The following is a 14,265-nucleotide window of genomic DNA, read 5'->3' as shown; positions in this document are numbered from 1 at the left end:
TTCACACCAGTTTATACTGCAAAACAAAGGCAGTTTACCCGGCTCATATCATATCTGGTTATTTTGATAAAACGATTTATCAACTCAATATTAACCATTATGATACAAATTCAAAAATTACTTTATGCAACATAAATGTTACCTAAAAGTAAACCATAAAATACAGACTGATTAGGTTTACAATGTCAGTTTATTTTGATTGAAGACAAAAAGCACATCTGGTTCAAAATCATAGTTGGTACTAAACCAAGCTAGCTTTAAACGTAAGGAGGAAATTTTCAGAAAATAAATGATAATTATTTTCTGAAAATTATTCAAAGATGGCTTAGTATAAATCTATATAGTCGTCTGCTATTTGAAATTGTGGGATTCTTTTTGTACGTGCCCCATATTTAATCAAACTCGTATGCCATGCATAGCTATACCCTCTCCCCCTGATTAAACGGTCGATACGCGGAGCCAAATCATAATTTCGAATATAACGGGCAATGTCATCCAGCTCGCGTTCAATATCACTGTCTATCATCTTTTTATGGGTGATCATGTGCGGTGCAATTTTTAGCACATATCGCCAGGGCTCTGTAATTACATATTTAATTTCCTGCCGTCGTGTTTTAATATCAAAAGTTTCAACTTGTGTAAAACAGGCTTTTTCCTGCTCAGATAAATTAAGCCTGCTGCAGTTCCATGAATAAGGGGATAGCTCACGCAGGTTTTGCTTTCTTATTTCGTAGCCGTACCGTCCTTTCCTCCTCTTTTTCTTTTTAAAAGTTTTATCGTAATGATATTCAACAGTATTTATTTTAGCCAGCAAATTGTTGTAAAATTCTGCAAGTGTGCTGGCTCTAACATCTTCCCGCAATACAAAATATCGCTTCCAGCCTTTTTGATATGGTTTTTCAAGTTCCACCAAAGGCAATGCTCTTTGCTGTGCCCGAGTATGCTGCGTCTTTTGCTCAAACCAATTAATTGTTTATCCCGATCTGTTTTTACGAGACGTTTTTTTGCCCGTGCAGATCTAAGCCTGCACGGCAATTCATGTATGTCCATCGGACTTCCATTTAATAATTCTTAAGATTTGTGTTTGATCTCAGTTCGTCCTAGATAAGGATATACCTTTCATTTTCAAGCCTAAAGCAAAATGCAATGAGTAGCATAAAAAGACGTAACCCAATGGGTTATACGCAAAAATCAAAAACTACAGTAATTGCTGCCTGTTAGGCAATGCGCGAAAGGGGTGATATGTAAAAATACGCTGTCATGATTCCTGGATATTAAAAGTTTGCTCCTTTAGGAATACTGCAAAGGTAGAAAAAATTATTAGTCTGTATCCATTTTCTTTTCTTCACCTTTCCAACAGTCCATCTCAGGTTCAATATTGCCCATTTCGGGTATGAATAGCTGGTTTAGGGAGCTGTTTTGAAGCAATTTTGTTTCAGAAACTTAAAAAAAGAAATATTATGAAACTTAAAATTGCAAAAAGAATTTACTGGATTGGTGCTGCATTAACAGCTTTATGGTTTGGCGCAAGTGGCATTTTTGAACTCACCAAAAACCCTATTGTGTGGGATATCACGCTACAACTGGGCTACCCGGCCTACTTTATTTACGTGCTTGGCGTAGCCAAATTATTGGGTATTGCGGTTCTTTTAACACCAAACCGTTTACTGCGTTTGAAAGAATGGGTATTTGCCGGGATATTTTTCGATATCATATTCGCTTTTTCTTCTAAACTCAGTGTTATTGGTGCCGCAGCAACAGTTGATGCCATTGTAGCCTTTGTTATGGTATCGGTAACCTATATCATGTTCCGCAAAATTTATGCAGCAACTTATTCGCCAGCTGTTGCAGAATAAGCAAACTAACTACACCCAAAATTTATTTAACCTGCATTGGATTTTAACCGGTGCAGGTTTTCTCGTGTTTACAGACGATCAAAAACCTGTATTTATGGCTTTTCTCTTAAGCGTTGCCGGTGTGCTTTGCCCCATTTTATCATTTCGAGAATAATGCTACCAAAAGAATGGCAGTAATCCGTTGGTGAGTATTCTATAATCACGGGCGTATCATCAACCACTGTGCGTTTGATGAGTTGATTGGCGCTCATTTCCTTTAACTCTTTAGAAAGCATACGGGTGGTAATACCCGGAATGCTCCGTTCAATGTCACGAAAACGTCGATTTCCATTGCAAATGGAATTGATAATCGGGATTTTCCATTTACCACTTAAAACGTACAGCGTATCCTGCAAAGCCTGTATTTCTTCGTCCTGGTTGCGTGGATTGGATAAAATTTCGTTCGATTTCTCGAGTAGTTCTTTGTCGTTCATACTGGTATACTTCGTTATACTACTTACAAAAGTATACCAATATAGCTTTAATTTTGTTCAAACAAAAAAATAATTCTATGGAACATTTAAAAGGAAAAATAGCACTGGTAACAGGCGGCAATAGCGGCATCGGTTATGCCACCGCAAAAGAATTAAAAGCACAGGGTGCGGAAGTAATTATTACAGGCCGAAGAAAAACTGCGGTAGAGGAAGCTGCCGCTGCACTTGGTGTTACCGGTATGATTGCAGACCAGGGTAGTGTAAATGATATAGAACAATTGGCTTTTGCAGTAGGGCAGCAATTTGACAAAATTGATATCCTGTTTATCAATGCGGGTGTGCTCGAAAATACTACGATAGAAAATGCAACCGAGGCAGCATTCGATAACGTAATCGGCGTAAATTTTAAAGGAGCCTATTTTACCCTGAGCAGGTTTATTCCCCTGCTAAACGATGGCGCTTCTGTTGTTTTCCTATCATCGAACACCGCTAGTATGAATGCTGCAAATAGCTCTATTTATTCTTCAGGTAAATCGGCTTTAAATGCGGTTATGCGCATTGCTGCTACAGAACTGGCACCCCGTAAAATCAGGGTAAACAGCGTAAGTCCGGGGCCAACCGCAACCGAAATTATGAATAAAGCAGGCTATACACCTGAGCAACTGAGCCAGGTTAACGCGTGGATATTAGAGCGGGTACCACTAAAACAAATCGGTAAGGCTGAAGATGTAGCTAAAATGGTGGCTTATTTTTGTGGCGAGGCAGCAAGCTTTATAACCGGAGCCGAAATTGTAATGGATGGTGGCATGAGCTTATAATGGAAGCAGGAGTTGCCAACTTATGGTAAAGCTACAATTTGGCGAAAAGACTCACCACATGCTTTCTGGCATTATTTGCATTTGTTTTTTGCCATGGAAAGGGCATGCCAGTGTAGTAATTATGAGAGATCAGCAGGAAAAGAAAATGAAGATAGTGTTAAAGAATTATTAAAGATCGTCATTGCGAGGAGGCTTTTTCAGCCGACGAAGCCTGCCTGCAGCAGGCAGGCAATCTTAATGCGGTTGCTATAACCCATACTTGTAAGATTGCTTCCCTGAGAAAGCGGGGCTGGCTGTCGTTCCTCCTCGCAATGCCGATACAACTGAATTTTACCTTGGCTGCTGCTGCGTAACACAATGCACCATACCGCCATTGGCAAAAAGGTTACGGCAATCTATCCCTACCACTTTTTTACCCGGATATAGTTTTTGAATGATTTCGTTTGCTACCGCATCGTTCGGGTCGTTATAGTTAGGCACCAAAACGCGATTGTTGGCAATGTAATAATTGATATAGGATGCCTTACCTAAATTTTCACCGTACGTAGTCACCACGTCATTTTTAGTCAGCGGAACTTTTACAAAGTTATAATTAGTTCCTTTTTTATCGGTTGCAGCATATAATTTATCAACATCAGCTGCAGGTACCTGCCAGTAATCCAAATCAACGGCATTCATGGTAATAATGGTAGAAGGGTTGGCAAATCTTGCAAATCCGTCTATATGCATATCGGTAATATCGAGCCCTGCTTTGCCCTCGAGCCAGATAAATTTGCTGATGCCTAAATATTTGGTAAAAATGGCTTCAGCTTCCTGCAGGGTCATTCCCCTGTTTCGGTTTTTATTGAGAATAGAACTTTTACAAGCCATAAGTACACCCTGTCCATCTACTTCAACACTTCCGCCCTCGTTAATCATCACCGAATTCAGATCTATTCGTTTAATCTGCTGATCAGCTGCTAATTTTGATGGTATAGCATTGCACTTACTGTATGCGGCTTTTTCGCCCCAACCGTTAAAGCCCCAATCCTGAATAAAAAGCTGACCATTTTTATCTTTTACATAAATAGGGCCGTTATCTCTCACCCATACATCGTCTGTCGGATAAACTTTAAAATCGATGTTATTCAATTGAACATCAGCTATTTTAAGCAGGCCCATAATCCGGCTTTTCTCGGTTTCATCATACGCAATAACATGCACCTTTTCACTTAAAGCCAGTTCTTTTGCCATTGCAACCCAGGTGGCATCGAGCCTGTTGCGGTAAGTCGCCCCATATTGGTACTGGTGCGGCCATTAGCCAGGTGCCTTCGTGTGGAGCCGATTCATCCGGCATGGTATAAGTAATCGTGCTATCTGCTAGTTTTGTAACGGTTTCTACTTCACCTTCGGTGCACGATAATAAAACTGCTGGTAATAACATCAGTATAATTCCCATTTTTTTCATGATTAATATTCTTTTTTTATAGGGCAAAACTAGCCGTATAAAAAACTGCAAACTTGTCTCAAATTGACAAGTTTATTTTAATGGCAACAGTATGGCTGTTAGCTGCTCTTCTTCCCGTTCGGTATTATCCACATGTTTAATGTAACGTTCGATAATGGGGTTCTGCGAAAATTCGAGTCCGCAATCTAAAATCCAGCCCGCATAAATTTTCTGGTAGGTACCATCGAGGGTGTCATATTTTCCTTTGTGAAGAAATTGTGCATAGCGGCCTCCCATGATGATTTTGGAGGGCAGTTTCTGATCGGCCGCAGGTTGCGAAGCACAGGCATCGTACTTACAGGCCAGCTCATCTCTAATCAAAGGCTCGTCGGCAATAATACCAAAATATTCCGTTTCGCGCAGCGGAAAGCTGTGCTTCACAAAATTGCTCCACAAGAGCTCTATTTCGTGATTGGTATATTGGATAAAGGTACTTTTGTAATAAACCTTTACCGGAGGCAGGTACACAATTTCGGGTTTAAGTGTGCCTTCGGCTTTCACAGGGATAATATTTGTGGTGCTAAACAATTGTGCCTTGCCCGATTTGGCCAGTTTGGGCGAAATGCCGAAATGTTGTTTAAAAGCTTTTGAAAAGGAAGCTAAATTGGCAAAGCCAACCTTTAAAGCAATAGTGGTTAAACTTTCTTTGGTATATAGAATTAATTTATAAGCATTTTCTACCCGCAGCCTTTGCTGGTAAGCACCTATGGTTTCGCCGCAACTGTATTTAAAAATCCGCTGGATGTTGCGGTAAGAATAATTGGAAACCGCTTCAATTGCTTTGATCGAAATGGGCTGATCGTACTGCTGCTCAATCAGGTTGATGGTATTGTAAACACAATACAGGTTGGCAACATCAGCATTTATCATTATTTGAATGGATTGATCAATGAAATTTACTTAAAAACGGATCGTAAAAAAAGTAAAACGGCAGATTGTGCACGAAATTGTTAGCGCACCCTGGGCTGGTAAAATTAACTACCTATGCCCTGTACACCTTAAGCTATGTTTTTGTAAACTGAAATATCAACCATACCATATTAACTCAACATTAACAATACCACCATTTGCATACAGGCAAATAACATCGCATTCAAAATCAAGCGTATACTAAATGAATACATTGACAAATATCAATACCTAAATAACAAAATAGCTTTAAAATTGTAATACTAGACATACAGAAATTTCGGTTTAAGCAAAAAAGATATATTTTTGTACAAACAAACCGAACATGAAAATTGCCGCCTCTTTTACGCTAGTACTTTGTTTTATTGCGCTGTTAACCCATGCACAACATAAAAGCCTGGCCCAAATAAATCAAATGGCAAAAACAGGTGCGAACATGTTTGAGGTTTCGGATAAATTAAATGGCGATGCGCTGATTGACCGTTTAGCTGCACAAAGACGCGCTTTCAATAACAACCGAAACGCAACACCTCAGTTGGCCAATCTGCCAAGCCCTGAGCATATTTTCGACAGAAGCAGCCTAACCACCATTACATTTGAAGGATTAGACTATTACATATTAAACAACCATGTTATTGGCATTAAAGGATTGGAACTATCGGATGAAGTTTTGGCACAAATAACCGATAAGTTATTGTTGCTGGATAAAGTTCAGTTCGATTACAGCGAAAAAGCAAATAAAGAATATTTAAACGCTAACACCAATTTTCAAAATATCAGAAACATGGACAGGTGGTTTTTTACTACCCTTAAAATATTAAATACTACTGTAAATGATATTGCTTCGTTTACCAAAAACGAAAATCCCTCTTTATCAGTAGCCACAAATATCAGCAAAATGACCCAGCCCAATATCGATGCCTGGAAAGGAAAGCAAACTGATCAGGCGCTGGTGCAATTAGCAAAATAAACCAACAAACCAAACAAGAAGAAGCCCCGTTTATATTGAACGGGGTTTTCTGTTTAGTTAAAAATTGGTATCAGATATTTGCAGATCGACGAAACTCTCATTCGACCATTGGATTTGCAATGGTTTTCCGGCATCTCGTATAGTCTCTTTGCTTACATCTTTTCCGCTGCCATAGTTAATTTGTGCAAAAGGATTTTTATCGATATTGAGCACCAGCAATAGCCTGCTTCCTTTACTTAACTGGCGGCTAAAAAACCTCGACCGGTAAAAAGGTATGGTTTCGGCTTTACCCGGAACCAGAAGCTTACGCTGAGCCATATCTTTGGCATAACTTGCGCGACCTAAAAAATACGAGAGCTGAAAATATTTGCCCTCAGGCGTAATTTCATAAAGCACCAAACCAACATCCATATCTTTTTTATTGATGATGGCCTTTAGCTCACCTTTCAAATAACCACTTACCGATACCGCGTGGCTGAATGGTTTGGTTACAAAGAAAAGGCCATTTGTTTGATCAATTTCCTGCTTGATAATCTGACTGGGATAGTAATCGTTATTAAAAGTACGCCTGTCTGCCAAATCAACCTCTTGCCTGATAAAGGTTTCCTGCTGTGGTTTAGTGTTCGATAAAAGACTGTTCTTTTCGGTTCCGCTGAGGTAAAACCTTACTGTATTTTCTTCTACCAGATCCATCGAGGGCACATGCTTCCATACATTTGCACCCATTACTTCGAAATTAATTTTATCCTTTATTAAGGCTGGTTTTGCTTTTCCTTTTAGTACATAATCCAGCCACTCAAAAGTAATTTGCCGTGTATTTATCAATGCAGCTGAATCAACCTCATACCCTTTTAGCAAAGGTTTACCTCCCAATTGCGCGCCAAAATGATCGTAAGGACCAATAATGAGGTAATGTTCGGCAGCAGGCCTGTACTTGTAGTGTTCTCTTAAATATTCGAGTGCTGACACCTGCCCGTCGTCGTAATAACCGGTAATACTAAGCACCGGAATATTGATTTTTGCAAAATCGTTGCGGTATGGTACCATGGCTTGCCAGTAAGCATCGTAAGCAGGGTGCGAGATCCACTTTTGCAACCAGGGATTCGGCGTTCCATCTACGCTATCGATACGGTTATAGGCCGCTCCGCTTTCCCACCAAAGATTCCGCATGCGTTGCCATCTCGCATTATCTTTATTCACCACATCATCGGTGTATTTATTGTTGGTAACGTGAAATGCCCACTGGTAATTGGCATTTAAAAAAACATTGTTCTCCATGGGCAAACCCAATCCCGGAATAGCTGCTACGTAAGGTACAATGGTTTTTAAGGCCGGATGCAAATACTTGGTTGCCGCCCACTGTGCAAAGCCCGAAAAACTTCCGCCGTACATGCCTACACGGCCATCGCTCCAGGGTTGGCGCACAATCCAGTCGATTACCGCATTCACATCACGCGCTTCATGCTCGTAAGGTTCTGGCTGATCAGGACTCAACCGCTTACCCCGGGCATCGGCCACGATGCCAACATAACCCTGATCTGCGGCAAATTTAGCTTCTGCCAAACTTCTGTTCAGGTCAGAATAAATCAGGTACATTAATGCACAGGGTAGCTTTGCGCTAACTCCTTTCTTTTGCACCACCACAGCCGAAAGCGTGATGCCATAACTGGTTTTAATTAAAACACTATCTTGAATAATGTAATTAGTGGTATCGGGCAAACTTAGTTTCTGTTGGGCGACACCAAATTGGGCCATTAAAAGGCATAGCAAAGCCATACCGAAAAATTTTCTGTTCATTTTTATGCTTTTTAAATTTTAATTTATCTTTTTTGAAGGCTCCTGAACCTCACAGATTGTCGCTCTGATAATTGTACTATAGTTCCTGAATGAAGTGTTACCGAAATTTTGCTTCCGGTGTTTTCTACTGATGCTATGTAATTGATATTGAACATCCGCTCTCTCGAGGCCCTGAAAAACATCGCACAATCAGGATTTTTCTCTAAATTGTTTAGCGAGTTTTTCATCAACACCTGTTCTTTTCCATAGTAGAGTCTCACGTAATTTTCTTCAGAAGTAATCAACTCAACCGCACCCCATTTCAGGAGATGAAGTTTATTTCTGTCTTTAATAAAAAATGTAGGCTCCAATTGCCCATGGCAACGTTCGGTTACGATATTTATAGCTTTATCCAAACGTTCGCTACGTACGGGTTTCATCAGGTAATCGAGCGCACTCACCTCAAAGGCCTGAAGCGCATAGGTATCGTAAGCGGTTACAAAAACTACCTGGGGAATGTGGCTCAACGATTCGAGCATTTCGAAACCGGTTTTACCAGGCATCTGGATATCTAAAAAAATTAAATCAGGCTGTAAAAGTTCAATCATTTTTTGTCCTTGCTCAGCATCTGCTGCTTCGCCCAATACCACAATCTGCGGATAGGCCTTTAACATCCTGATCATTTCGGCCCGGGCCTGGCGTTCATCATCAATCACCAATGTTCTTATTGTTTTCATGCCATTGGAATAATTAAGGTTGCCAAAACATTTTCTTCCTGCTGACTGATATCAAATTTAGCCGCTCCTTTGTATCCTATATCAAGCCTGTTCTTTAAATTTTCCAGACCAATACCTGCATTTTCGTTATCCAGTTCGAGCTTACCAGGATTAGCTACCTCCATGCATAAAAAACCTTTCTGCTGATATATGGCAATAGTTACCTTACCACCAGCTCGCCTTTTGGCTATTCCATGTTTTACCGCATTTTCGACCAGCAATTGCAAACTCAGCCGCGGAATACTTACCGATAAATCTGGAACATTGATCTGAAACTCAAAACTGAGCCTTTCTTCCATCCGCATACTTTCGAGCTCGAGATAATCTTTTACCAGTGCTATTTCTTCATCCAGGCGTACCATCATTGCGTTTCCGCGATATAAGCTATTGCGCAAAATTTCACTTAACAAATCTATTCCCCTCGCGGCACCATCAGGTCGGGTATAAATAAGCGATTTAACGGTATTGAGTGCGTTGAAAAGAAAATGTGGATTAAGCTGGCTGGAAAGATTATCGAGCTGCGCCTGTTTGAAACTCAGCTGAAGCACCGCATTTTCACTGGCCAGTGCTACTTCTCTCCGTGCATAATGGTAAAGATGATAAGCCAGCAACCAAATGGCCATTAACCGGATACCGGCCATAAATATGCCCGAAATATTAGTAAGTGCAAACTGATCGAAATCCAGCCCTCCGCTATTCACGAACATAGTTCGCAAAAAATATACTTTTGGGATTGTACAGCAGGTATAAATAATGCCCATTACCGGAACTGCAATAAACATCCTAACCATCAAACTATTTAAAGGCAGGAGCTGCCATTTATTGCTTTCGGCGAATAGTTTATAAAGATGGGTAATACCTACGTAAAGTATCACATCGGTTATCAGTTGTGCAAAACCCAGGCCCCAGAGAAACTCGCCACTGGTAATGGCTACAAATGCCCAATAGAGCGAAGCAGCTGTCCACCCGATGAGCTGGCATTTCCAATACAATGAAATTTGATTTCGTTCCATTATTTTTCTTTGCAACAAAGCAATGCAAACTAACAGCAATATAAAAGATAAAGTACATGGACGCAAGAAAAGGGAGGATGAATGCGCCGAAGATACTGAACAGCCCCATAAAGCGCTTTACAATTTCAGGTTTAGGCGATTGTCTTTACTATATTATGTGCAGAATGTACTGCCCATTATTAAATTTATCCAAGAAAGATGTAAGGAAAATTTAGCAAATTTAAAGAATGTACCTTCGAATAAAAAATTACCTACAAACTGTAATTAAATATCACTATGAAAAAAATACTAGGATTATTCGTGATTTTGTTTCTTTCTCAAAATACATTTTCACAAGAAGGCAAAAAGAAAATTTATTTATTGGTTGATACTTTAAATCAACCAAAAATTAATAAACAAATAGAAATAAAATGGACTTCCCCTTTTCACTATGCGTTCATATTCAATGTACCCTACAAAGCGCCCTATTATAATTACGTAGAATTCTCTACCTGGATAGATAAAAAGAAGCCAAAACCTCCAGTAGAATTGAGTAAGCCTAAATATCCGTTCGTCAAATTAACTGAACTATTGAACAAGGTAAAAGAAAGTCCACTATATTTTAGTGATGAGTTTGATCTCTATATTACGGAAGTACTACCTAAAAAAAGGTTTCAAACCTTTAAGGTAATTCTAATGCCTCAACAGGCACCAACACAAAGCGGTGCAAGCTTAAAAAATAAATTGAAATAAAGAAGGCAGCGAAAAGGGATAACAGTAAATTGTTATCCCTTTTTTGGCGCTGTCTATGAGAATATAAAGGTTCTAGACACAGAAATGAGCAGAAAAGAACAAAACTATATAACCTGAAGTAAAAAATTACGCTCGCGTCAGCAGCTATTCTCTGCTCCTTATAAAGATTCAATCAAAAAGTTTGGGGTTAATAAAAATAACCCCAAACATGATGATACAAATTTTATTTTTTAGCACTTTCCATGGGATGCTCTTTCAGTAATTGATCTGGTGAGTAAAAATCTTTTTTATTTTGAATAGCTTTTCTGATTGCTTTTACTTTCTCGGGCGAAATTGCAGTTCCCTTATTGCCAAATGAATTACGAACATAGGTGAGCACTGCCGCTACTTCCTGATCTTTCAGCAATCCGCCAAAAGGTGTCATCGGAACCTGGCCGGGGTATTTTTTGCCATTCACTTCAATTGGCCCCATTACTCCTTTCAAAACGAGTTTGATCAGTCGTTCATCGCTTCCGTTTACCCAGTTATTAGGGGTTAGCGGTGGAAAGCCAGCAGCTGCAAGCCCTTTACCATCTGCCTGATGGCAGGTTTTACAATAGCCTTCTTTGTTATAAATAATTTTTCCTTCTTTAAATAAGGCAAGTGCAGGGCCAGTGAGTGCTGTTTTTTCAGCCTTTTCTTTTCCTTCAGCTACATTTCTGCCATTTAAATGTGCTACAGCAGTTTGGTAAGCCGGTAACATCCAGCTATCCATTGGCAATTTATTCGCTTCGGCTAAAACGGGAAGTCCTTTGTCTTTGCCTATCCACGATGCAGCAGCAATAGCCATTAGCCTTACCCTGCTATTTTTATCCCTTGCGGCTTCCATTAGCAAATTTGCCTGGTCAGGAAGCTGATGACCAGTATAACGTACCACTTCTACTGCAGCGGCTCTTACCCTATAGTCATTGGCTTTTAACAACTTTCTTAATAATGGTTGATTTACTTTGTTCATTCCCCAGCTTACCCAAAGCGCTTCGAGTAAATGATGTTCGTACCTGGTATCATTGGTATCCAGCTTTGCAACCCAGCTTGTCAGTTTAGCCAACACCTCATTAACGTCACGCCCTCTCAGCTCACGGCGGGTGCGGTATCGGGTACGGTACTCGGGTAGTTTCAGGTGATCAAACAGTTCTTCAATGCTTGCTCCGGCAATTTTAGCAGGTTTTACCAGGGGCCTGGATGGATAAGTAATGCGGTAAATCCTGCCATGCGAATGATCACGAAGGGGATCGCGGGCATTGTGTTGCATGTGTCCGATGAGGACATTGTGCCAATCTATAACATATAAAGAACCATCAGGAGCAAATTCCAGATCCACCGGGCGGAAATTAGGATCGTTACTCACCAGCAAATCCATACGAAAACGGCTTTTATAACCTGTACCATCATCCTCCAGGGTATGCTCTTTTGTTCCCAAAAAACCAATAGTATTGTTGATCAGGAAGTCTCCCTGATATTCGTCGGGAAAATGGCGGCTGGATACAAATTCAATACCCGATGTAGGCCTTACCAGGTGTTTTTCTTCTATCAGTTGTTTTGATTTAGGGTTAGCTTGTCCGTATCTGGGTAAAATTGTGCCCGGAAGCATCCAGCGAAAATCAGGACTGGAAGTTTCGGCATAGAAAGGCTGCCCCCAATCATCAAATGCAATACCCCATGGGTTAGGAATAGCCATTTGTGCAGTGCGCTCTAATTTTCTACGCCGTGGGTCGTATCTGTAAAAACCGCCATTGGTGGCATAAATAGGTCCGTAAGAAGTTTCGATATTGGTGCGGAGAAATACCCCCTCACCTGAAAAAATGGCTCCGGATGGATCTGTAGTATAGGCATGACTACTGTGGTGAGAATCATGATCGTCAAAACCGCTTAACAAAATCTCTTTTTTATCCGCTTTATCATCCCCGTCAGTATCTGTAAGGAGAATAAAGTTATTTCCCTGGGCAACATATACCCCTTCTGCGGCAATCTCAAAACCGAGCGGTAAATGAAGTCCATCGGCAAATACGGTTTGTTTATCGGCTTTTCCGTCGTTATTGGTATCTTCCAGTATAATGATTTTATCGTTGGGTTTTGCATCGCCAACTTTGTATTGTGGGTAAGTAGGCATCACGGCCACCCACAAGCGCCCTTTATTATCGAACGACAATTGCACAGGTTTGGCCAGGAAGCTGAATTCTGTTTCAGAAGCAAATAGCTCTACCTTGAAGCCCGGCGGCACAGTTAAACTGTTTACGGCTTCCTGCCCGACCAGGTATTTAAGATTGCCATTTTTTTTGCTTGGGGTATAATTTGTTTTAACCTCTGGCAGAACTGTGGTGTGTTTATCGGCAGCTGCAACATCCATTTTTTGTCCTTTCGCTGCCGCCAGCCAAATGGCTGTATCCCTGATAACGGTCATTTCACGAATCTTTTTGATCTCTGCAGGAAAATTATCAGGTCCGTAAGGTTCGTACCGGCGACCATACACATGCACCCCGTTAGGGATCTTAAAATCATTCAGCCACATCCAGTTTTTTTCCATTACAGCATCATGCACCAGCTTCCGGTTATTTTCTGCTTCTGATGCCTTTTCTCCAAAAATCTGATCAGCAAGCAAAACCCCCAGTTTTTTATATCCTTCTTCGTTCATTTGAGAACCATCAACGGTTAACGGGCTTGGGGCATTTTTATACCACGCCAATGTTGGGTTAAATACATCAACAAAGCGAACCCGGTTTGCGGCGGCAATTTCTCTCATCGCGTTCGTGTACAGCAGCAGGTTTTCATTTTCCTTTTTACCGTCTGGCAAATCATACTGGGTTTTACCATTTAGGTTTTCAAATGCAATAGGCGATACGATGACAAGCTCCGGCGTTGAAGTGCCATTATATTTTTGTTTCAGTGTCCATTTGATAAACGCATCCAGTTCGGCTTTGTAATTATCAAGTCCCGCTGGTCCTTCAAAAGATTCATTAAATCCAAAAAAGGAAATGATCACATCTGTTTTTAACCTGGTAAGCCATTGATCGGGCGTTTCAAAAAAGCCTTGACCGGGATCTTCCATTTCTAATGTGCCACCCGCATCTTTTCTTTTAACCAGGTTGGCGCGCTCAACCTGAAACTTTTCGGCACCGGGAAACGCCCATGGAGAATTCCTGGCCGCATGAGGTCTGAAACCAGGCGTTTCTGCCGGGTTGCACATATTACGAATGAACAATTGTTGCGTGGGGAAACGGAGCTGCAATTCTGTTTCAAAATTATCGTAATTGATCATCCTCGAGCCCAGGTTATTGCCGATGAGGGCAATGCGTGTACCTTTAGCAACAGCAAGCGGCGAAGATTTATATTTAAAGGCGTTTATCAATATCATCGCAGGTACTAAGGCGATGAGGCACAACAGGCTGATTTTGATTATTCTCGTCATCTTTACACAGG

The 14,265-nt window shown here is 40.7% G+C and carries 12 protein-coding genes and 1 pseudogene; 4 read left to right on the top strand and 9 right to left on the bottom strand.

The window, feature by feature from the left end:
• Positions 1–325: 325 nt before the first annotated feature.
• Entirely contained in the window at positions 326–910 is a 585-nt protein-coding gene (locus OC25_RS10730; RefSeq protein ID WP_052266131.1) for a hypothetical protein, read from the bottom strand.
• Between the two features lie 550 nt (positions 911–1,460).
• Between OC25_RS10730 and OC25_RS10725 the strand changes: the two genes are divergently transcribed.
• The gene (locus tag OC25_RS10725) at positions 1,461–1,856 is read left to right on the top strand and encodes a DoxX family protein (protein WP_039475575.1); all 396 of its coding nucleotides are present in this window, start codon (positions 1,461–1,463) and stop codon (positions 1,854–1,856) included.
• A 92-nt stretch (positions 1,857–1,948) separates the two neighbouring features.
• Here OC25_RS10725 and OC25_RS10720 read toward each other — a convergent pair whose 3' ends face one another.
• Entirely contained in the window at positions 1,949–2,329 is a 381-nt protein-coding gene (locus OC25_RS10720) for a winged helix-turn-helix transcriptional regulator (RefSeq protein WP_052266130.1), read from the bottom strand.
• A 77-nt stretch (positions 2,330–2,406) separates the two neighbouring features.
• On the opposite strand from OC25_RS10720, the gene OC25_RS10715 reads away from it, so the two are divergent.
• On the top strand, positions 2,407–3,147 hold the full coding sequence (locus OC25_RS10715; RefSeq protein WP_039475571.1) for an SDR family oxidoreductase: 741 nt from the start codon (positions 2,407–2,409) through the stop codon (positions 3,145–3,147).
• A 330-nt stretch (positions 3,148–3,477) separates the two neighbouring features.
• Here the strand turns inward: OC25_RS10715 and OC25_RS10710 are convergent.
• The 3 genes and pseudogenes from OC25_RS10710 to OC25_RS10705 all read right to left on the bottom strand — a co-directional run.
• Positions 3,478–4,383: pseudogene (locus tag OC25_RS10710) on the bottom strand (agmatine deiminase family protein); the annotation flags it as partial.
• Entirely contained in the window at positions 4,355–4,585 is a 231-nt protein-coding gene (locus OC25_RS28370; RefSeq protein WP_245221959.1) for a hypothetical protein, read from the bottom strand. The pseudogene OC25_RS10710 and the gene OC25_RS28370, both read right to left, overlap by 29 nt.
• 81 nt (positions 4,586–4,666) lie before the next feature.
• Positions 4,667–5,503 (bottom strand): AraC family transcriptional regulator, encoded by an 837-nt coding sequence (locus OC25_RS10705; RefSeq protein ID WP_039475568.1) that lies wholly within the window; start codon positions 5,501–5,503, stop codon positions 4,667–4,669.
• 364 nt (positions 5,504–5,867) lie between these two features.
• On the opposite strand from OC25_RS10705, the gene OC25_RS10700 reads away from it, so the two are divergent.
• On the top strand, positions 5,868–6,512 hold the full coding sequence (locus OC25_RS10700) for a hypothetical protein (RefSeq protein ID WP_039475566.1): 645 nt from the start codon (positions 5,868–5,870) through the stop codon (positions 6,510–6,512).
• Between the two features lie 57 nt (positions 6,513–6,569).
• On the opposite strand, the gene OC25_RS10695 is transcribed toward OC25_RS10700, so the two are convergent.
• Genes OC25_RS10695 through OC25_RS10685 form a run of 3 tightly spaced genes read right to left on the bottom strand, consistent with a single transcriptional unit; the run spans position 6,570 to position 10,077 of the window.
• Positions 6,570–8,309, bottom strand: coding sequence for a CocE/NonD family hydrolase (locus OC25_RS10695; RefSeq protein WP_209435586.1), 1,740 nt, complete (start codon positions 8,307–8,309; stop codon positions 6,570–6,572).
• Positions 8,310–8,332: 23 nt separating this feature from the next.
• Positions 8,333–9,025 carry a LytR/AlgR family response regulator transcription factor gene (locus OC25_RS10690; protein ID WP_039475564.1) on the bottom strand — a complete coding sequence of 231 codons (693 nt, stop codon included), beginning with the start codon at positions 9,023–9,025 and terminating at the stop codon, positions 8,333–8,335.
• Positions 9,022–10,077, bottom strand: a complete 1,056-nt coding sequence (locus OC25_RS10685; protein WP_039475560.1) for a sensor histidine kinase — start codon at positions 10,075–10,077, stop codon at positions 9,022–9,024. The genes OC25_RS10690 and OC25_RS10685 overlap by 4 nt, the downstream gene beginning before the upstream one ends.
• Positions 10,078–10,353: 276 nt before the next feature.
• On the opposite strand from OC25_RS10685, the gene OC25_RS10675 reads away from it, so the two are divergent.
• Positions 10,354–10,809 (top strand): hypothetical protein, encoded by a 456-nt coding sequence (locus OC25_RS10675; protein WP_039475553.1) that lies wholly within the window; start codon positions 10,354–10,356, stop codon positions 10,807–10,809.
• A 223-nt stretch (positions 10,810–11,032) separates the two neighbouring features.
• On the opposite strand, the gene OC25_RS10670 is transcribed toward OC25_RS10675, so the two are convergent.
• Complete coding sequence (locus OC25_RS10670) at positions 11,033–14,254, bottom strand: PVC-type heme-binding CxxCH protein (protein WP_039475551.1); 3,222 nt, start codon at positions 14,252–14,254, stop codon at positions 11,033–11,035.
• Positions 14,255–14,265 lie beyond the last annotated feature (11 nt).

This window comes from Pedobacter kyungheensis (assembly GCF_000812965.1).
Lineage (GTDB): Bacteria > Bacteroidota > Bacteroidia > Sphingobacteriales > Sphingobacteriaceae > Pedobacter > Pedobacter kyungheensis.
This window is presented reverse-complemented; position numbering and strand designations above follow the sequence as displayed.